General features: G+C 72.3%; 14 protein-coding genes. 3 read left to right on the plus strand and 11 right to left on the minus strand.

Annotated elements, in window-relative coordinates; translation table 11 throughout:
- Positions 1-1,464: an SDR family oxidoreductase gene (locus MED01_RS22490; protein WP_238670537.1), complete on the plus strand. Its 1,464-nt coding sequence runs from the start codon at positions 1-3 to the stop codon at positions 1,462-1,464.
- A gap of 138 nt (positions 1,465-1,602) precedes the next feature.
- Here the strand turns inward: MED01_RS22490 and MED01_RS22495 are convergent, their stop codons facing one another.
- The 4 genes from MED01_RS22495 to prmC form a co-directional block, all read right to left on the minus strand.
- A complete protein-coding gene (locus tag MED01_RS22495; protein ID WP_238670538.1) occupies positions 1,603-3,714 on the minus strand; it encodes a transglycosylase domain-containing protein in 2,112 nt (703 codons plus the stop codon).
- A gap of 106 nt (positions 3,715-3,820) precedes the next feature.
- Positions 3,821-4,432 (minus strand): arsenate reductase/protein-tyrosine-phosphatase family protein, encoded by a 612-nt coding sequence (locus MED01_RS22500; RefSeq protein ID WP_238670539.1) that lies wholly within the window; start codon positions 4,430-4,432, stop codon positions 3,821-3,823.
- Positions 4,433-5,080, minus strand: coding sequence for an L-threonylcarbamoyladenylate synthase (locus tag MED01_RS22505; RefSeq protein ID WP_091406475.1), 648 nt, complete (start codon positions 5,078-5,080; stop codon positions 4,433-4,435). It abuts the gene before it with no gap.
- The gene (gene prmC / locus MED01_RS22510) at positions 5,080-6,027 is read right to left on the minus strand and encodes a peptide chain release factor N(5)-glutamine methyltransferase (protein WP_238670540.1); all 948 of its coding nucleotides are present in this window, start codon (positions 6,025-6,027) and stop codon (positions 5,080-5,082) included. Before prmC ends, MED01_RS22505 begins: the two co-directional genes overlap by 1 nt.
- A 73-nt stretch (positions 6,028-6,100) precedes the next feature.
- Between prmC and MED01_RS22515 the strand changes: the two genes are divergently transcribed.
- Complete coding sequence (locus MED01_RS22515) at positions 6,101-7,645, plus strand: GGDEF domain-containing protein (RefSeq protein ID WP_238670541.1); 1,545 nt, start codon at positions 6,101-6,103, stop codon at positions 7,643-7,645.
- Positions 7,646-7,770: 125 nt separating this feature from the next.
- On the opposite strand, the gene prfA is transcribed toward MED01_RS22515, so the two are convergent.
- Both prfA and rpmE read right to left on the minus strand, forming a co-directional pair.
- Entirely contained in the window at positions 7,771-8,859 is a 1,089-nt protein-coding gene (prfA, locus tag MED01_RS22520) for a peptide chain release factor 1 (RefSeq protein ID WP_238670542.1), read from the minus strand.
- 133 nt (positions 8,860-8,992) lie between these two features.
- On the minus strand, positions 8,993-9,217 hold the full coding sequence (gene rpmE, locus MED01_RS22525; protein ID WP_030333150.1) for a 50S ribosomal protein L31: 225 nt from the start codon (positions 9,215-9,217) through the stop codon (positions 8,993-8,995).
- 275 nt (positions 9,218-9,492) lie between these two features.
- On the opposite strand from rpmE, the gene MED01_RS22530 reads away from it, so the two are divergent.
- Positions 9,493-10,389 (plus strand): phosphatase domain-containing protein, encoded by an 897-nt coding sequence (locus MED01_RS22530; RefSeq protein ID WP_238670543.1) that lies wholly within the window; start codon positions 9,493-9,495, stop codon positions 10,387-10,389.
- A 43-nt stretch (positions 10,390-10,432) separates the two neighbouring features.
- On the opposite strand, the gene MED01_RS22535 is transcribed toward MED01_RS22530, so the two are convergent.
- From MED01_RS22535 to MED01_RS22555, 5 genes are all read right to left on the minus strand, one after another.
- Positions 10,433-13,927 carry a phosphodiester glycosidase family protein gene (locus tag MED01_RS22535; protein WP_238670544.1) on the minus strand — a complete coding sequence of 1,165 codons (3,495 nt, stop codon included), beginning with the start codon at positions 13,925-13,927 and terminating at the stop codon, positions 10,433-10,435.
- 180 nt (positions 13,928-14,107) lie between these two features.
- A complete protein-coding gene (rho, locus tag MED01_RS22540) occupies positions 14,108-16,336 on the minus strand; it encodes a transcription termination factor Rho (protein ID WP_238670545.1) in 2,229 nt (742 codons plus the stop codon).
- Between the two features lie 297 nt (positions 16,337-16,633).
- A complete protein-coding gene (gene thrB, locus MED01_RS22545; protein WP_238670546.1) occupies positions 16,634-17,578 on the minus strand; it encodes a homoserine kinase in 945 nt (314 codons plus the stop codon).
- A 64-nt stretch (positions 17,579-17,642) separates the two neighbouring features.
- Positions 17,643-18,887, minus strand: coding sequence for an MFS transporter (locus MED01_RS22550; protein ID WP_238670547.1), 1,245 nt, complete (start codon positions 18,885-18,887; stop codon positions 17,643-17,645).
- Positions 18,888-18,898: 11 nt separating this feature from the next.
- Positions 18,899-19,735, minus strand: coding sequence for a polysaccharide deacetylase family protein (locus MED01_RS22555; protein ID WP_238670548.1), 837 nt, complete (start codon positions 19,733-19,735; stop codon positions 18,899-18,901).
- Positions 19,736-19,801: the final 66 nt, after the last annotated feature.

Raw genomic sequence — 19,801 nt, forward strand, 5'->3', positions numbered from 1 at the left:
GTGAGATGCCTCGTCACCGGAGCGACCGGCTACATCGGCGGGCGGCTGACGCCGCTGCTGCTCGCCGACGGACACACCGTGCGTTGCCTCGCCCGCAAGGCGGTGCGGCTGCGCGACGTGCCCTGGGCCTCGGCGGCCGAAATCGTCGAAGGGGACCTGAGTCGACCGGAGACGCTGGCCGCCGCGTTCGCCGACGTGGACGTCGCGTACTTCCTGGTGCACTCGTTGGGCCGGTCCGACTTCGAGGCGGCCGACCGAACGGCGGCGACCAACTTCGCGGCGGCGGCGCGCGCGGCCGGCGTACGGCGGATCGTCTACCTGGGCGGCCCGGAGCCGGCGTCCGACGCGGAGGTGCCCTCCCCGCACCTGCGGTCCCGTGCCGAGGTCGGTCGGATCCTGCTGGAGAGCGGGGTGCCCACGGCGGTGCTCCGCGCCGCCGTGATCATCGGGTCCGGCTCGGCGTCGTTCGAGATGCTGCGCTACCTGACCGAGCGGCTGCCCGCCATGGTCACCCCACGCTGGGTCGGCAACCGGATCCAACCGATCGCGGTCCGCGACGTGCTGCACTACCTGGCCGGCTGTGCCGACCTGCCGGCCGAGGTCAACCGGGGCTTCGACGTCGGCGGGCCGGACGTGCTGACCTTCCGCGAGATGATGCAGCGCTACGCCCGGGTTGCCGGGCTGCGCCAGCGGATCATCGTGCCGGTCCGCCCGCTCACCCCGTCGCTCTCCTCGCACTGGGTCGGTCTGATCACCCCGGTGCCGAACAAGATCGCCCGCCCGCTGGTGGAGAGCCTGATCCACGAGGCGGTCGCCCACGAACACGACATCGCCCGCTACGTCCCGGACCCGTCCGACGGGCTGACCGGCTTCGACGAGGCGGTGGCGCTGGCGCTGGCCAAGGTGCGCGATGCCCAGGTGGAGACCCGCTGGTCGAACGCGAGCGGCCCGGACGCGCCCGCCGAGCCACTGCCCACCGACCCGGTGTGGTCCGGTGGCACCGCCTACACCGACGTCCGGGAACGGGTCGTGGATGCGCCGCCCGCGGCGCTCTGGCGGGTCGTCGAGGGCGTCGGCGGCGAACACGGCTGGTACTCGTTCCCCCTCGCCTGGTCGATCCGCGGCTGGCTGGACCGGCTGGTCGGCGGGGTCGGGCTGCGCCGCGGTCGACGCGACCCACACCGCCTCCAGGTCGGTGAGGCGCTGGACTTCTGGCGGGTCGAGGAGATCGTCCCGGGCGAGTTGCTGCGACTGCGCGCCGAGATGCGGCTACCCGGCCGGGCCTGGCTGGAGATGCGGGTACTACCGGCCGACGACGGCCGCAGCCGCTACCAGCAACGCGCCGTCTTCCTGCCACGTGGCCTGCCGGGGCACGCCTACTGGAAGTCGGTGGCCCCGTTCCACGCTGTGGTCTTCGGCGGAATGGCCCGCAACATAGCCCGCAACGCCGAACAACCCCGCTAACCCGCTCCCCGCTCCCCGCTCCCCGCTCCCCGCTCCCCGCTCCCCGAGATCTTGCACTTTGTGTTGCCGATTTGCAGACCTAGGCACCTTTTGTCACGACAGGAAGTGCAAGATCGGCGAGCCGGGTGGGGTGGGGGGTTAGTTGCCGGCTTGGGGTTGGGTTTGGAAGGCGGTTCGTTCGCTCGGCGGGACGAAGTCGCGGACCGGTTGGTCGCGCAGGGCGAAGGCGAGCACCTCACCGACCGCGTTCACCATCTGGGCCTGCACCGTCTGACCGACAGCGTCCCGGGGATCGTCCGGGTTCGCGGCCATCGAGGCGACCGCGAGCTGCGGGGTGAACGCCACCACCGTCTCCGTCTCGTACCGTTCCGAACTGCCGGTCTTTCCCGCCACCGGACGGCCGAGCTTCGCCCGCAACCCGGGTGCTGTGGCACCGTCGCAGCGTCCGTACATCGACTGGTCGCCGACCGGGCAGCGGGCCGCATCGGTAGCCGCCCGCGCCACATCGGGGTCGAGCACCTGTCGGCAGTCCGGCTTGGCGGCGTCGACCGGCCGGCCGCCCGAGTCGGTGATCGAGACCACCGGCAGCGGCGCGCACCAGGTTCCCTCGGCCGCCACGGTGGCGTACGCGCTGGCCAGGTCCAACGGGGTGGTCGCGGCCACGCCCAGGGTGAACGGACCCCAGTCCTTCGCGCCGTAGCGGGCCAGCTTGGCGTCGGACTCGGCCCGCAACACGATGCCGAGCCGCTCGGCCATCTCCACCACCCGGTCGGCGCCGACCTTCTCGGTGAGCCAGGCGAAGTACGTGTTCACCGAGCGGCCGAACGCGCTCCACATGGTGCGGGGGCCGTCCATCGACGACGGGCTGGCGTTCGCCGGACACCACCGTCCGTCGCAGCTCGCCTCCCCGGTCACCGGGAAGCGGGTGAGCAACTGCGTCGGCGCCACGAAGCTGGTCGACAGCGGCAGGCCGGACTCCAGCGCGGCCAGCAGGGTGAAGAGCTTGAACGTCGAACCGCCCTGGTACCCCTCGATCGCGCCGCCGCCAGCGACCAACTGGTTGACGGTGTTCGGGCGGTTCTTCTGCCCGACCGGGTTGTCCGCCACGCTGTAGGCACGGTTCACCGACATCGCCAGCACCCGCCCGGTGCCCGGTTGCACCACCGCGGTGGGCACCGCCTCGGCCCTGGTCGTCGGATAGATCTTCAGCACCTGCTCGGTGGTGGCCCGCTGCACCCCCGGGTCCAGCGACGAGACGATGGAGAAGCCGCCCCGGCGCAGTGCGCGCTGCCGGTCGTCGGCGGTCGCCCCGAACGCGGACTGGCTGCTCCACCAGCGGGTGAACCAGTCGCAGAAGAAGCCCCAGTCGTTGTGCCCGTCGGGCACTCCCGTGCAGTCGTTCGGGGTCTCGCTGGGCCGCAGTTGCAGCGGTTCGGCGCGGGCAGCCGCCGCCGCGTCCGCCGGCACCTGCCCCGTCTCCACCAGCCGCTCCAACACGTACGACCGTCGGGCGACGGCGCTGTCGGCGTCGCCGTTGATCGGATCGTCGCTGTCCGGCGAACGCACCAGACCGGCGAGCAGTGCCGCCTGGGCCAGTGTCAACTCGGCCGGGGACCGGGAGAAGTACCGCTTGCTGGCCGCCGCGATGCCGTACGCCCCGGCACCGAAGTAGGCGATGTTGAGGTAGCGGGTCAGGATCTCGTCCTTGTCGAGTTCCCGCTCCAACGCGAGCGCGTACCGCATCTCCTGGAGCTTGCGGACTGTGGTGAGTTCGGTGGCGGCGTCCCGTTGCGCCTCGGTCAGCCGAGGGTCGTTGCTGAGCACGTTGCGGACGTACTGCATGGTCAGCGTGGAGGCGCCCTGCCGGGTCTGGCCGTCGCGCTTGTTGACTGTGAACGCGCGCACCACGCCCCGCAGGTCGACCCCGCTGTGCTGGTAGAACCGGACGTCCTCGGCGGCCACGATGGCCCGGCGCATCACCGGAGCCACCTCGTGCAGCGGCACGTCCACCCGGTCCTCCTGGTAGAAGGAGGTGATCAGGGTGGTGCCGTCGTTGGCGTAGAGGTTGGAGCGCTGCGCGGTGGGCGGCGTCCGGAGTGTGTTCGGCAGCTCCGAGTACGGCGTCGACAGGGCGCTGAAGCCGATCCCGAAGACCAGGGCTGCTGGCAGTGCGGCGGCGGCCAGCACCAACCCGGCCAGCACTCCGGCGATCACCACGGTCAGCAGTTTGTCGAATTGGGCCCGGATCATCAGCTCTCCCCGCAGGAGCCGGTCACGCTAGGACCCGTTCAGAATGACCCGGAACGCCCCTTTAGCCCTGGGTTTTCCCCAAACCCGGAGGAAACTCGCACCACGCTCAGGGCAGCAGCGCGCCGGCCAGCGGGTGGACCGTCTCCTCGATCTCGTCGGCGACCCGGCTGAAGCACTGGTCGCCACGACCCCACGGGTCATCAAGATCATCTGTGGTCAGCGCCGAGGCGCCGAGGCGCGCGTCGTGAGCCGCCGCCACCAGTGCCACCCCGCGGGCGTACACGGCCTCCGGAGTGGCGTCACCCGGCGGCAGCGCGGCGGCGTCCACAGCAGCCAGCAGCCGACCGAACTCGCCCAGCACGAATGTGCGGGCCGCCGCGTCCGGACGAAGCGCCACCACGTACTCCTGCTGATCGGCGGTGGCGGTCAGGACCAGGTCGGCGGCGTCGATGTGGTCCGACCGCAGCTTGCGCGCGGCGAACCCTTCCACGTCCCCACCACGGCCGGTGACCTGCCGTGCCGCCGGTGGGTTCATCTCCTCGCCCGCGTGCCAGCCACCCGTGCCGGCGCTGTGGCTGTGCACCAGCTCCTCGGCCTGGGCAGGATCCTGCGAACGCCGGGTCAGCCGCTCCCGCACCGCCAGGGCCAGCAGCCGCTCCGCCATCGGCGAGCGGCAGATGTTGCCCATGCAGACGTGCAGAACAGTGAACGGGGGCACTCAGACCGCCCGACCGTCGACGAGATCCGGAACCACGTCGCGCAGCTTCTCCAGCGGGATCGCCCCGGCCCGCAGGAGCTGCGGCACCTCACCGGTCAGATCCACGATCGTGCTCGGCACCGGATCCGGACAGGGACCGGCCTCCAGGTAGGCCCGCACCGAGTAGCTGAGTTGGTCACGCGCCTCGTCGGCGGTGACAGCGGCCGGCTGGCCGGTCTTGTTGGCCGACGAGACCGCCATCGGACCGGTCTCGCGCAGCACCTCCAACGCGACCGGGTGCAGCGGCATCCGCACCGCCACCGTGCCGGTCTTGTCGCCCAGGTCCCACTGCAGGCTCGGCGAGTGCTCGACCACGATCGTCAGGGCACCCGGCCAGAACGCCTCCACGAGGTCCCGTGCGGCAGTGGGCAGCGAGAAGACCAACCCGTCCAGGGTGTGCCGCGAGCCGATCAGCACCGGCGGCGGCATCTGCCGACCCCGGCCCTTGGCATCGAGCAGCGCCTTCACCGCGTACGGGGTGAACGCGTCCGCGCCGATCCCATACACGGTGTCCGTCGGAAGAACGACCAGCTCGCCGTTCTTGACCGCCTCGATCGCCGCAGCGATGCCGCGGTCCCGATCGGCGGGCGACCGGCAGTCGTAGAGCATCACGAGGAGTCAGTCTGCCACGCCGCCCCGATCGGGGCGTGCTGGCCGTCCGCCCGTCGGGACGCCGTCGCGTAGCGGGGACGCCCGGCGAGGTCCAGATGCTCCGCGACAGCGGTGAAGCCGTCGCCCTGGGCGAGCAGCTCAGGCACCGCCGCACCGTGGGTGTCGTCGTGCTCGACGCCGAACACGCCCCCCGGGCGCAACAGCACCGCCGCCCGGGCGACGACCGGCCGGATCACCACCAGACCGTCCGCGCCGCCGAAGACCGCCTCCGCCGGGTCGTGCCCGGCCACCTCCGGCGGGACCACCACGTCGTCCGGCACGTACGGCGGGTTGCAGAGCAGCACGTCCACCCGGCCCACCAGCTCGGCCAGCAGGTCCGGCGCTGTCACGTCGGCCTCTACCACCTCGATCGGGCGGTCCCCCGCCGCGGCGCGCTCCGCCGCGTTGCGGCGCAGCCAGGCCAGCGCCGCCGGGGACCGCTCCACCGCGATCACCCGCGCTCCCGGCAGCTCCTGAGCCACCGCCAACGCGATCGCGCCCGAGCCGCTGCACAGGTCCACCACCACCGGGTCGGGTCGGCCCTGGGCCTGCTCGACACCCCAGCCGGCCAACAGCTCGGTCTCCGGCCGGGGCACGAAGACACCCGGGCCGACCGACAACTCCAGGTGCCGGAACCCGGCCCGACCGGTCAGGTACTGCAACGGCTCGCGCGCGGCACGGCGGCGCGTCAACCCGTCGAGCCGCACCAACTGGTCGTCGCTCAGGTCGTCGGCGAGAGCCAACCGACCCCGGGGAACCCCGAGCACGTACGCCGTCAGCAACTCGGCCTCCACCCGGGCGGACCCGACCCCGGCGGCGGCGAGCGCGCGGGCCACTCGGGCCACCGCGGCGGACGGCCGGATGGGGCCTGTCCCTTCGGGGGGGTGTTGCGGCAAAGTACTCACGACATAATCATGAAGCGTCGCGGGCGACGTGACGAACAGGTGCGCCCGGGCGCGCACGACAGGAGGTTGACGGGTGGGCTGGCTCGACCGGGTCGATGACCAGGTTGACGCCCTGACGCACGCCCGGGCGTTGCAGGAGGCCAGCCGCTCCGCGGAGGCGTACGTCCTGCTGGAGCGTGTGATCCGCACCACCAACGACCCGGCGGCGCGAGCGGACGCGATGGTGCAGCGCCTCTCCGCGCTGATCAATCTCGGTCGGACCGCGGAGTTCACCCGGGCCATCGAAGAGGCGTCGGCGGCGGTCCGCGACCTCGCCGAGCCCTATCTGCACGGTCACCTCAATGCTCTCGCTGCGCTCGCCGCGCACCACCAGGGCGCACTGGACCGCTGCGTCATGCACCTCGTCCGAGCGGCCCGGGCGCTGGGCGCCGTCGCCGACCCGGACCGGGACACCGCCTGGGGTTGGCACGACCTGGCCATGGCCTACAGCTACCTCAGCTTCCACGGGTACGCCCTGGGCGCCATCGAACGGGCCCGGCAGCTCGGGCTGACCGCCGGGATCCCGGAGGAGACGTTCGCCGCGCCGGGCATCCGGCTGCGCAACGCCGTGGCCCTTGACCACAACGGCGACAGCGATGGGTGTCTGCGGGTGCTCCGGGACGTGGCCGCCGACCTGACTCGCTTCGTCCGTGCCGGCCGGGCCGGCCAGCTACGCCCGAGCAGCCTCGCCGCGTACGGCTACGCGGCGGCCCGACAGGCAGCGCTCGGCGACCAGGTGGCGACCGAGGGCCCCGAGCCGGCCCGGTTGATCACCCACGGCGGGGACAGCGCCCGCGCCCGCGACCTGCGTCAGCTCGGGCAGGTGTGCCTCGCCGTCGCCGACGGTCGGCCGATCGAGGCGGTCGCGCGACTGGACACCGTCCAGGTCTCCAACGAGACACTCGGGGCGGCCGAGCCGGCCCGGCTGCGCAGCATCGCGTTGACCCGCGCCGGGGACCACCTGGCGGCGCACCGGGCCGACCGACTGGCGTTCCGGCTCGCCGCGCAGCGCAACGACAGACTGCGCGACGTCTACATCGACGGCATCGCCGCCCGCATCGACCACGAGGAGATGCGCCGCGAGGCGGCCCGCTTCGAGGGTGAGGCGTTGACCGACCCGCTCACCGGGCTGCCGAACCGCCGCCGGCTGGAGCGATACATCACAGCCGTGGTCACCCGCGGCGATCGGGTGGTGATCGGCGTCTGCGACCTGGACGGCTTCAAGGCGGTGAACACCCGGCACGGGCACCACTCGGGCGACCTGGTGCTGCAACGCATCGCCGGCGTGATCAACCGGGTGATGCGCCGGGGCGACTTCGTGGCCCGCTACGGCGGTGACGAGTTCGTTGTGGTGCTGCCGGACACCGGCATGACCGAGGCCACCGAGGTGGCCCGCCGGATCGAGGCGGCGGTCCGCCTGGAGGACTGGGAGTCGTTGGTCCCGGGCACCCCGGTCGGGGTCAGCATCGGCTTCGCCGAGGTCTCCGGTGGCAGCGGGCTGCGCGACGCGCTCAGCGTCGCGTTCGAGCAGGCCGACCGCGAGATGCTCCGCGCCAAGACCCGCCCCCGCGCGAGCTGATCGCCCCCCACCCGGCGGGGTCGATCAAGGAGTTGTGGTGCCTCAGAAAAGCCCCACGACACCACAACCGACCCACCACGACTCCATGATCGACTGGGCGTGCCGGGGTCAGCTCCGTGTCGCGGTCAGCGGCGGGTCAGCTCGGTGTCGCCGGCGAGCCGGGCGGCCCGGTCGGCCTCGGTGAGGGCGTCCAGCACCCCGTCCAGCTCGCCGCCGAGCGCCAGGTCCAGGTTGTACGCGGTGTAGCCGATCCGGTGATCGGTGATCCGGTTCTGCGGGAAGTTGTAGGTGCGGATCCGCTCCGAGCGGTCCACGGTGCGCACCTGGGCCTTGCGCGCGTCCGAGGCGGCGGCGTCGGCCTGCTCCTGGGCAGCGGCGAGCAGCCGGGCCCGCAGGATCCGCATCGCCTGCTCCCGGTTCTGCAACTGGGACTTCTCGTTCTGGCAGGAGACGACGATGCCGGTCGGCAGGTGGGTGATCCGCACCGCCGAGTCGGTGGTGTTCACCGACTGGCCACCCGGGCCGGACGAGCGGAACACGTCGATGCGCAGTTCGTTCTGGTCGATCGTGACGTCGACGTCCTCGGCCTCCGGCAGCACCAGCACTCCGGCGGCGCTGGTGTGGATCCGGCCCTGCGACTCGGTCACCGGGACACGCTGCACCCGGTGCACGCCGCCCTCCCACTTGAGCCGCGACCAGACGCCGTTGCCGCCGTCCGGCACACCCTTGGTCTTGATCGCCAGGGAGACGTCCTTGACCCCGCCGAGGTCGGAATCCTGCGCGTCGATCACCTCGGTGACCCAGCCGTGCCGTTCGGCGTACCGGGTGTACATCCGCAGCAGGTCACCGGCGAACAGCGCCGACTCCTCGCCACCCTCACCGGCCTTGATCTCGACGATCACGTCCTTGGCGTCGTGCGGGTCGCGCGGAATGAGCAGCTCGGCGAGCCGCTCCTCCAGCACCGGCAGGGACCCGGCGATGGCGTCCGCCTCACCCGCGAAGGACGGGTCCTCGGCGGCCAACTCGCGAGCCGCGGCCAGATCGGCGCGGGCCTGCTCCAACTCGTCGGCGGCCTTGTGCAGCGGCACCAGCTCGGCGTACCGGCGGCCGACCCTGCGCGCGGTCGCCTGGTCGGCGTGGATGGCCGGATCGGCCAACCGCTTCTCCAGCTCCGCGTACTCGTCGAGAAGGCCGGCCAGACGCTCGCTGCTCATGCTGCGGATGCTCCTTCGACGGTGCGCGACGACCGGGCCGGGGCCGGGGGGCCAGCGGCCGGGCGGAAGTGGAGGAAAACGCGGACGGCGCCCGCGTCCGGTGGAAAACCGGACGCGGGCGCCGAACGAGGAGTTACTTGGCCTTCTTGGCCTGAACCTTGGCGTACTTCTGCTGGAACTTCGCGACCCGGCCGGCGGTGTCGAGAACGCGCTGCTTACCGGTGTAGAACGGGTGGCAGGCGCTGCAGGTCTCGGCGTGGATCGCCCCGCCCTTGGCGGTGCTGCGGGTCGTGAACGTGTTGCCACAGGAGCAGCTGACCTCGGTGGTCACGTACTCCGGGTGGATGTTTGCCTTCATGTCGCCTCGGTCCTCTCGTTGGTGGTCGCCGGGTCGCCGTCATCGCTCGTCGCGCCGTACGCGACGGGCTCGGGCGTGAACCGGAACCGGTGGCCGATTGACCAGTGTGCCATGGGCCTGAGCCCACCCGGTAATCGGGCCGCACACCTCGTCCGGCATCGTCAACACGTGCCTACCCGTCCGCATTCCCGCCGGCTGGTGGGGCATTCGCGCGTCCGGCGGACCGCCGCCAGGTACCCCGACCGGGGTACGCCCGCCGAGCCGGAGGTGCGTCGATGACACGCCTGATCGCCACCCGGGGACTGCCCGCCTCCGGCAAGACGACGTTCGCCCGCACGCTCCAGCCGTCGGTGCTCCGGGTCAACCGGGACGATCTGCGCCGGATGCTGCACGGCGAGCGGTTGTTCACGCAGTGGGCCGAGGCGCAGGTGACCGCCGTACAGCAGGCTCAGGTCGAGGCGCTGCTGCGGGCCCGAGCGGACGTCTGCGTGGACGACACCAACCTGCGCGCGCGAACTTTGCGGGGCTGGGCCGAGCTGGCCGCCCGCCACGGCGCGGACTTCGAGGTGCACGACTTCACCGACGTGCCGCTGGACGAGTGCCTGCGCCGCGACGCCGCCCGTCCGGCCGCCGACCAGGTCGGCGCGGACGCGATCCGCCGGCTGCACGAGCGGTACCTGCAGGGGCGGGAGTTGCCGTTGCCGGTGCCGCAGGCCCGCACCGGACGCCCCGCCGTGGTGCACCCGCCGTCGACCGAGCCACCGGAGATCGTCCTGGTGGACATCGACGGCACCGTCGCGCTGGCCGTCTCCCGCAGCCCGTACGACATGACCCGGGTGGGCCAGGACGCGCCGAACCCGGCGGTGATCGCGGCGGTCCGGGCGATGCACGCGGCCGGGTACGGGGTGGTCTTCTGCTCGGGGCGGGACGCCTCCGCCCGCGCGGCCACCGAGGCGTGGCTGGCCCGGCACGTACGAGTGCCCTACCTGGGCCTGCACCTGCGGGCCGTCGGCGACTCCCGGAAGGACTCGATCGTCAAGCGGGAGATCTACGACCGGGAGATCCGGGACACCTACCGGGTGGCCGGCGTCTTCGACGACCGTGTCCAGGTGGTCCAGATGTGGCGATCTCTCGGTCTCACCGTCTTCCAGGTGGCCGACGGCGACTTCTGAGGTGTCCGGACGGGCCCCGCGCGTGGGGGCCCGTCCGGACAGGTCACCCGGTGACGGTGGTGGTGGCCTCGGCGCGGACGCCGTTGACCTCGACCGTCAGACGGATCGGCGCGCCGGGCCGCAGCGCCGTCAGGGTGCCGGTGGCCGGGTCGAATCGGGCCGTGTGCCACTGGCGCACCCCGGCCGCCGAGCCGACGTGCACTCCCGGCGAGGCCGACCAGTCGGCGCTGACCGGGGCGGCCACCGGGACCGTACGCCCACCGGGTTGGGTCAGCGTGGCGGTCACCGACGCCGGGGTGCCGACCGCGACGCTGGCCGGGGCGGTCAGCGCGAGCCGATCGGTGTGCGGGTGGAACTCCGCGTCCACCCAGCGCGGGCCCTCGGCGAGCGGGTCACGACGGGCCCGGTCGGCCTCGGCCGGGGTCACCGGGTCCACGCCGAACTCCGTCCAACCGGTGAAGCCGCCCTGGTCGGCAGGGGTGGACGGCGTCTTGCCCGCATTACCGTTGATCACGTACGGCACCCCGTCCACGCGGTCGGCGTGGAAGGTGCCGACGTGCCCGCCCACGAACAGCGCGCCCTTGCCGGTGTGGTGCTGGAAGTCGGCCAGCCACTGCTCCAGCAGCGCCGCCTCCTTGCGGTCGCCGAGCTGGCTGGCCTGCGCCGGGCTGGGGTCACGCGGCGGGTGGTGGTGCAGGACGACGACCGAACCCACGCGCCGGTCGGTGGCCGCCGCGTCCAGCGTCTCGCGGAGCATCCGTACCTGGTCGAAGCCTCCGCCGCGCAGCGTCCCGGTGGACGAGTTCAGCGTGACGAACCGGGTGCCGTTGTGGTCGAACACCCGGGAGGTGGCGCCGAACGCGGCAGCGAAGTTGCTGATCGGGGCGCCCATGATCTCGTGGTTGCCGGGCACGTAGTACCAGGGCAGCGCGTCGCCCAACTCCTCGTCGAGGATCCGCCGGGCCAGCGCGAAGTCGGCCGGGTAGGCGGTGTCCACGAAGTCGCCGTTGATCAGGAGGAGGTCCGGCCGGGCCGCCCGCACCTCGCGCAACGTCCGCCGGGCCTGGGCGACCAGGTCGCTGTCCGGGTCGGCGGCGACGAACTGGGCGTCGGAGAGCACCGCGAACCGCCACGGCGCGCCGTCCACCGTGCCGTCGCGGACCACCACCCGATCGGTACGCGGGGCCACCTCCGGGACGTCGACAGTCGGTGGCACCTTCGCCACCAGGTCATCGATGATCACCTCGCTGGTGTACTGCGCCGCGGCGTTCGTCTCGGCCACGTAGAAGCGGCGTACCCGCACCGGGTACTGCACCCCGGCCGGCACCGCGAACTCCACGTACCGCCAGCCCGTCCAGGTGATCAGTGGGCCACGCAGCACGTGCTGGGTGTCCTGGGCGTCGTGCAGGTGCAGGCTGGGCCACTCCCCGGTGCCGTTGCCGTGGATCCACATCCCGAATGCCTGCGGCTGACCGGGCACCTCGATCCAGGCGGGCGGGTCGGCGTACGCGGCCCGCGTGCCGGTGGACTGGCTGAAGTCGTACGACATTCGCAGGCCGGTGCCGCTGTGCCCGGGGGCCGGAGCCACCGAACCGCTGGCCCGGGCCTGGCTGAACCGCCAGGACGCGGCGTCGTCGAAACCGGCGACCGGCACGTCGGTCAGCCCGACGGTGACCGGCAGGACAGCGCTCGTGCCTCCGACGTGAATGGTCACCAGGCCCGAGCCGGTGTCCCGTAACGCGGCGATGGACAGGTTGCCGTCCCCGGTGGGGGTGATCCGCAGCAGGTCCCTGTCGTAGTCGAGGGTGAGGTCGGCCGGCTCGATCGGCGCGGTGTTGCCTTCGGCGTCGTACCCGACCACGCCGACCAGGGCGTCACCGTCCCGGCCGGTCAGCCCGACCCGCGGCGTGGTGGTGCCGATCCGGGCCAGCGGGCCGAGGACTGTGAGGTTCAGCGAGCCGGTGACCCGCCCCCGTGCGGCGGTGACAGTGCTGGCCCCTGGCGCGCCGGCGTGGAACACGCCGTCACTGTCGATGCGGCCGCGTACTGCCGGGGTCGCCCGCCAGCTGGGGGCGCCGGCCGCCGGGCCGTACGTCTCGTCGTAGCCGGATGCGGTGATGGTGCGGGTCAGCCCGGGGAAGACCCGGTCGGGCCGCCCGCCTCGCACCGGTGAGACGCCCGGGGCGGCGGTGGGGTCGCTGGCCGTCTCGACCCAGTAGCCGGTGAGTCGACCGCTGCCCTTCGGCGCGTAGATGGCCAGGCCGTTGGGCACGGCCCGCTCGCTGCCGTCGGAGGGGCCGTTCTCCAGTTGCACGGCGGGTGCGCCCGGCTCCCGGGCCAGCAGCGTGGACGATCCGCCACCGTCCAGGTTGAGCGCGTGGTGGGCACCCAGTTCGGCCATCATCCGGCCCATCTCGGTCTGCGTCACGCCACGGCTGTCGACCTGACGCCCGTCCACCGTCAGCATGATCATCTTTCGACCGTCGGCGCTGAACCCGACGGCGGTGCGGGGGGCGAGGGTCGGATCGGCGATGCTCTGCACGACGCCGTCGCGGACCAGGACGTTGCCGCCCCCGACCGCCGCGTGCAGGGTGCTGCCGTCGGAGGGCTTCGGCCGCCAGGCCACCGCCACCGGGTCACCGGCGCGCAGGCCGGCCAGCGCGTCCGCGCCGAGGTCACGGCCGAGCAGCACGGTGCTGCCTGCGACGATCGGGCCGCTACCGGCCACGTTTCCCACCGAGGCCACCCGCCCGTTGGTCACTGTGACCTCGACCACCCGGTCCGCGCCCTCGACGGCACGCTGCCGGGAGTACGTCCCCCACAGCTCGGTGAAGGCGCCGATGCCGTCGGCCTGCACCATGTTGTTGAACTGGGTCAGCGGGACCGGCCCGGTGGGCAGTGTCGCGCTGCCGTCGAAGTTCACCTCGACCACCCGCCCGAGCCCGTTCGTGGTGACCGCCACCGCGTTGCGGTGACCGCTGACCCCCGACTGGATCAGCTCGCCGTCACGGACGCCGACGCCCTGGGCGGCGCCGGAGTTGTTGATGTCGAAGAAGTCGCCGTTGACAGCGGCGACGGCGTGCGTCTGGTCCACCGCCTTTCGCAGCGGCTCGGCCCGGCTGACAGCGCCGGAGTTGACGTAGTCGATGGTGGAGCCGCCGGCCAGGTCGGTGGTGAGCGCGTCGGCGCGCAGCCAGCCCTCGGCGTCGTACCGGTCGAAGGACGTCAGCTGCACGCCGGGCGCCACCGGCCGGGTGGCCTTCGTGGTCTCCAGCCCGCCGGCCGGCTCCAGACCACCAGCGCCGGCGGTCAGGGCGGTCGCGACTGTCGGGGCGGCGGCCAGGCTGACCGAGCCGGCCGGGCGGGAGGACGCGGGCGGCGCGTCCTCGGCGATGGTGGGTGAGGCCACTGACGACGAGGCCACTGTGGGCGGGTCGATGGTGGGTGCGGCGGTGGCCGGCGGCGACAGGGCCAGGGCGAGCAGCGGCGTCAGCAGCAGGACGCCGGTGCGGCGGGCGGATCGTCTGCGGGTACGCATGGACGACAGTCAACCCGGCAATGAATAGAAGTTTCAATACCTGTCGACTTAACCGAAGGAAAATTCCATCACCTCGCGCCGCGGGCGCCATCTCCCGCCGACTGCGGATGTCGGCCGGGGGGACATGACGAAGGGGCACGGCCGCGATGGCCGTGCCCCTTCGTCGTCACGCGGGGATGGTTACTCCCCCGGCGTCGACTTCGCGATCTGCATCAGGAACTCGATGTTCGTGCGGGACTGCTTGAGCCGGTCCAGCAGGAGATCCATCGCGGCCTGCGAGTCCAGCGAGTGCAGCACCTTCCGGAGCTTGTGGATGATGGCCAGCTCTTCCGGTGCGAGCAGGACCTCTTCCTTACGCGTACCGGACGGGTTGATGTCGATGGCCGGGAAGGTCCGCTTGTCGGCGATCTTCCGGTCCAGCTTCAACTCGGCGTTGCCGGTGCCCTTGAACTCCTCGAAGATGACCGTGTCCGCCATGGAACCGGTCTCCACCAGCGCCGTGGCGATGATGGTCAGCGACCCACCGTTCTCGATGTTGCGGGCCGCGCCGAGGAAGCGCTTCGGCGGGTAGAGCGCTGTGGAGTCGATACCACCCGACATGATCCGGCCGCTGGCCGGCGCCGCCAGGTTGTACGACCGACCGAGCCGGGTCACCGAGTCGAGCAGCACGACGACGTCGTGTCCAAGCTCGACGAGGCGCTTGGCCCGCTCGATGGCCAGCTCCGCCACTGTGGTGTGGTCCTGCGGCGGACGGTCGAACGTGGCCGCGATGACCTCGCCCTTGATCGACCGCTGCATGTCGGTGACCTCTTCAGGCCGCTCGTCCACCAGCACCACCATCAGGTGGCACTCCGGGTTGTTGCGGGTGATCGCGTTCGCGATCGCCTGCAGCACCATCGTCTTACCCGCCTTGGGCGGAGACTGGATGAGTGCCCGCTGGCCCTTGCCGATCGGCATGACCAGGTCGATGACCCGGGTGGTCAGGATGTGCGGCTCGGTCTCCAGCCGCAGGCGCTCCTGCGGGTAGAGCGGGGTGAGCTTGTAGAACTCCGGACGACGCCGCGCCTCCTCCGGCTCCATCCCGTTGATCGTGTCCAGCCGCATCAGCGGGTTGTACTTGTCGCGCCGCTGGTCGCCGCTGTTGCCGCCCTCTCGGGCCGCCCGCACCGCACCGGTGATCGCGTCACCGCGGCGCAGTCCGTACTTCTTGATCTGGGACATCGAGACGTACACGTCGTTCGGGCCGGCCAGGTAACCGGTCGTCCGCACGAAGGCGTAGTTGTCGAGCACGTCGATGATGCCGGCCACCGGGACGAGCACGTCGTCGTCGTTGACCTGCGGCTCACGTCCGCCGGTGTCGGCACCGGTCTCGGTGCGCTCGCCACGCCCGCGGCGACGGTCCCGGAAGCGGCTGCGCCGGCCGCGCCGGCCACCACCCTCGTCATCGTCGTCGCTGTCCCGCTCGGCACGCTGACCACGGTCGTTGCGGTCACCGCGGTCGGGTCGGTCGTTGCGCTCGGCCCGCTCGCCCCGATCGGCACGCTCGCCCCGGTCGTTGCGCTCGGCCCGCTCGCCCCGATCGGCACGCTCGGTCCGGTCGTTGCGCTCGCCCCGGTCGGCACGCTCGCCCCGGTCGGCACGGTCGCCCCGGTCGGCCCGCTCGGCCCGCTCGCCCCGATCGGCACGGTCGGTCCGGTCGTTGCGCTCGCCCCGCTCGGCACGCTCGCCCCGCTCGGCACGATCGCCCCGCTCGGCACGATCGCCCCGCTCGGCACGATCGCCCCGCTCGGCACGGTCGCCCCGCTCGGCACGCTCCGGACGCTCGGCCCGGTCGCGGCGGTTCTCGCCACGGTCGGCCCGCTCACCGGCTTCCGCCTCGTCGGTACGCGTCTCGGTCGCCCGCGCCTCAGTCGCCCGCGGCTCGGTCGCCCGTGCTTCGGTCGCCCGCGGCTCGGTCGCCCGCGCCTCAGCGGGGCGAGCCTCGGTGGTACGGGCCTCCGCCGTTGCGGTCCGGCTCCGCCGGGTGCGGCTACGGCCCTCGGTCTCGGCGGCCGGCTCGGCCGGCGCCTGCTCGGCACCGCGTCCTTCGGCTGCCGGCCGGTCGGCGGTCTCCCGCACCTCGGCGCGCACTCCCTCACGGGTCGGGGCGGCCGCGGCCGCGACCTCGGCCCGTGGTCGAGGGGTCCCGGCGGCGTTGCCGCCCTGCCGCTCGGAAATCGCGGCGATCAGCTCGCCCTTGCGCATGCGAGCCGTGCCGGAGATGCCGAGCGACGCAGCCAGGCTCTGCAGCTCCGGCAGCAGCATCGCCGACAGACCGGTGCCGCTACGCCGACGACGGGCGGGAGCGGCTGCGGTGGCATCGCCAGCGACGTTGGAAACATCCGACGTCACGTCGGTGGTGTCGCTCAATGGATTCCTTCCCTCGATAAGGCCGGGACTGCCCGGAGTCGGAACTCAGGTGGCCGGGCGGCCTCGGTGCACCCGCCTCGCAAGGACGCGTCGCGGGAGTCTGTGACACAGCAGCCGGTCGGTATCCCGACTCACCAACGTCGGTGAGCAGGTCTCGCCGTCTGCGGCGACCTGTGGAAACTGCGGTGCGGCGTGGGCCTTTGGCAGGGGTAGACGGGCTGACCGCCGAGAGCTTCGGGGGTGCGCCGCCCCGCAGGAGATCGCGTGCTTCGCGGCTGTGCTAGGTCTAGAGCGTAATCAACTCTTCCGACCTGCGGCAACAGGGTCCCGCTCGGCGTGTCCAAGTCTACCCCGAGCGACCCGCGCGCCGCTGACGTCTATCGGTAACTGCCAGATCTCCCAGTCTGTTCCCACCGGGAAGCCCGCTGGAGGCTGGCTGAGCGCCAGCACAGTCGGCCCCGCCCCACTGACCACAGCTGCCACATCGGCCGCACGTAACGCGCTGACCAGGGCAGACGTGCCTGGCATCCCGGCGGCGCGGTAATCCTGGTGGAGTCGGTCGACGGTGGCCGGCAGCAGCAGGGACGGGTCCGTGGTGAGCGCGTGCACCAGCAGCGCCGCCCGCCCGGCGGTCAACGCGGCGTCACCATGCGGCACTGTCGCCGGCAGAGCCGCCCGCGCGGTCGCTGTCAAACCGCGTTCCGCCGGGACGAAAACAGTGGGCCGCACCGCCTCGGCGACCGGCAGGGAGACCGCCCGGGCGCCGCCCGGCTCGGACCAGGCCAGCGTGAAACCGCCGAGCAGGCACGGCGCCACATTGTCGGGGTGGCCCTCGATCTCGGCGCACAGCCGCAGCGCACCCGCGTCGTCGAGGCGGTCCTCCCCATCGACGACGAGGGCACGGGCCAGCAGCACCCCAGCGACGATCGCAGCGGACGAGGAGCCCAGCCCACGTGCCTGGGGGATCCGGTTGACGCACTCCACGCTCAGCCCCGCGGGGTGGGCCCCGAGCACGTCGAACGCGGCGCGCATGGCGCTCACCACCAGGTGCCGGTCGTCGTCTGGCAGCTCACCGGCGCCCTGCCCGGTCACTGCCACCCGGACACCACCCGAGGCGATCTCGGCGGCCACGTCGTCGTAGAGCCCGAGCGCGAGACCCAGCGCGTCGAAGCCCGGGCCCAGGTTGGCGCTGGTCGCCGGGACGCGGACCCGGACCGGCTCGGCGGTGAAGTTCGTCGGCACGCGCTCATGCTATGGCCCGGGACCGACGAACTGGTCCCGCGCCCGCTGCCTGGGACCGCCGAGTTCAGCCGGCCGGGTCCGGGACCGGCTCGACGGCCGGATCGGTGAGCGACAGCCGGCGGGTGGCGATCCGCCAGCCGACCGCGTACACGAGAGTGATCAGACCGCAGCCGGCGAGCACCACCCGTTCGTCGACCGAGTCCACCACCAGGGCCACCGCCAGTTGACTCACCGAGATCGCCAGCGTCGCCAGCATCATGTCGGTGGCGAAGACGCGGCCCCGCAACCGGTCCGGAACTTCACCCTGAAGGGCGAAGTTCGACATCACCCAGTTGCTGCCACCCGCGAAGTGCGCCACGAAGACCAGCAGCAGCACCAGCGGAAACCATCGCACCACCGAGGTGCCCAGGTAGGACAGGCCGTAGAGCGACATGGACAGCGCGAGCCCGGGCAGCAGCCAGGCCCGGTTGGTCAACACCCGGCGCATCAGGATCGGCCCCACCAACGCTCCCGCGCCGCGTACGGCGAAGAGCAGGCCGGCGCCGAGCGGGCCCACACCGTACACGCCGGCCAGCAGCGGAAACACTGTCAGCACGCCGTTTCCCAGGCCCACCGCGGACTTGACGGTGACCAGCGCGAGCACCCGGGGGCGGTGGCCGATGTAGCCGAGCGCCTCGCGGACCGCCGACCACGTCCGCTGGGCCGGTTGGTCGGCGTCCCGGGGCGCCTGCAACGGCCGGCGGATCCGGGTGGCGAGGGTCGCGGCCACCGCGAGGCTCGCCGCCGCCACCCAGAAGCAGACGTACGGGCCGGCAGCGGTGCTGAGCACGCCGCCGAGCGAGGCACCGACCACTGTCATGGTGCCCCAGGCCGAACCGGCGACGGCGTTGCCCGCAGCGAGTTCGTGCGGCTCCAGCACGTTGGGCAGCGCGGCCTGGGCGGCCGGCGAGTAGAACGCCTTGGCGACCGCCACCACACCGATCGCCACCAGCGCCAGCCACGCCGTTCCGGCGTTGCGCACGCCGAGCAGCAGCAACACGCCCGCGAGCGCGGCCACGTTCGCGGCGATCATGATCTTCCGGCGGTCGAAGCGGTCGGCGATCGTGCCCGTGTACGGCAGCAGCAACGCCACGATGCCGGTGTCCACCGCCAACACCAGTGCGCCCCAGACGCCGCTGCCGGTCAGTTGCGGCAGCAGCACCAGCAGCGGCACCATGACGAACCAGTCGGCGCCGAAGACCACCAGCTCGGCGAGGAACAGGTTGCGGAAGCTCCGATTGCCGGTCAGAACCGAGAGGGTGGACGCCACGGAGCGCGACCCTACCTGGTCGGTGTCGCAGCCACACCTGCTCCCAGCAGCGCCGAAACCGTGACGAAGGTGTAACCGCGCGACCGTAACCCGTTGATCATGTCGGTCAGACCCCGCAGTGCGACCAGCCGCCGGCGGGCCCCCACATCGTGGCCGAGCACTATCGTTCCCGGCCGAACCTCGTTCACCATCCGTTGGGCGTGACCGGCCGGATCGTCGGGGAACTGGCGCTCCACCATCTGCAACGACCAGAGCACCAGCCGATAGTCCAGCCGGGCTGCCGCGTGCAGTACCGCCCCGCCCAGGTGGCCGTACGGCGGGCGCAGGAGCGCCGGCGGCACCCCGGTCAGGTCGGTGATCGCGTCGTGGCTGCGGCGCAGGTCGTCGTACGCCTCGGCGGCGTCCAGTTCGGCCAGGTCCCGGTGTTCCCAGCTGTGGTTGCCCACCTCGTGCCCGGCCAGCCGGTCGCGGACGACGTCGGCGTGCCGACGGACCTGCGCCCCGACCATGAAGAAGGTGGCCGGAACCCGATGCTGGGCCAGGGTGTCGAGCACCATGGGTGTCCACTGTGGTGCTGGGCCGTCGTCGAAGGTGAGGGCCACCAGGCGTTGGTTGGTCCGCACGGACCAGACGACCTCCAGCGCGCCGGAGCCGACATCCTGTTGGCCGCTACCGAGGGTGGTGCTGGCGGGGCCGCCGGCGATCGGCATCCGGCGATGAGTGATCCACCACGCCTCGGACGTCCCCGCACCGATACCCACACCGCCCACCACCAGGAGGCCACGGCGCAGCAGGTCGCGTCGCCCCCACCCACGCGCGCCCTCGGCCATCTGCCCGCCCCGCTTCACCCACACTCCCCACCCGTCTACGAGGAGTATGCAAGAAGTTACACAAAGTATGGGTGGTCGAGTCGG

This window comes from Micromonospora alfalfae (assembly GCF_022230925.1).
In the GTDB taxonomy this organism is placed as follows: Bacteria; Actinomycetota; Actinomycetes; order Mycobacteriales; family Micromonosporaceae; genus Micromonospora; species Micromonospora alfalfae.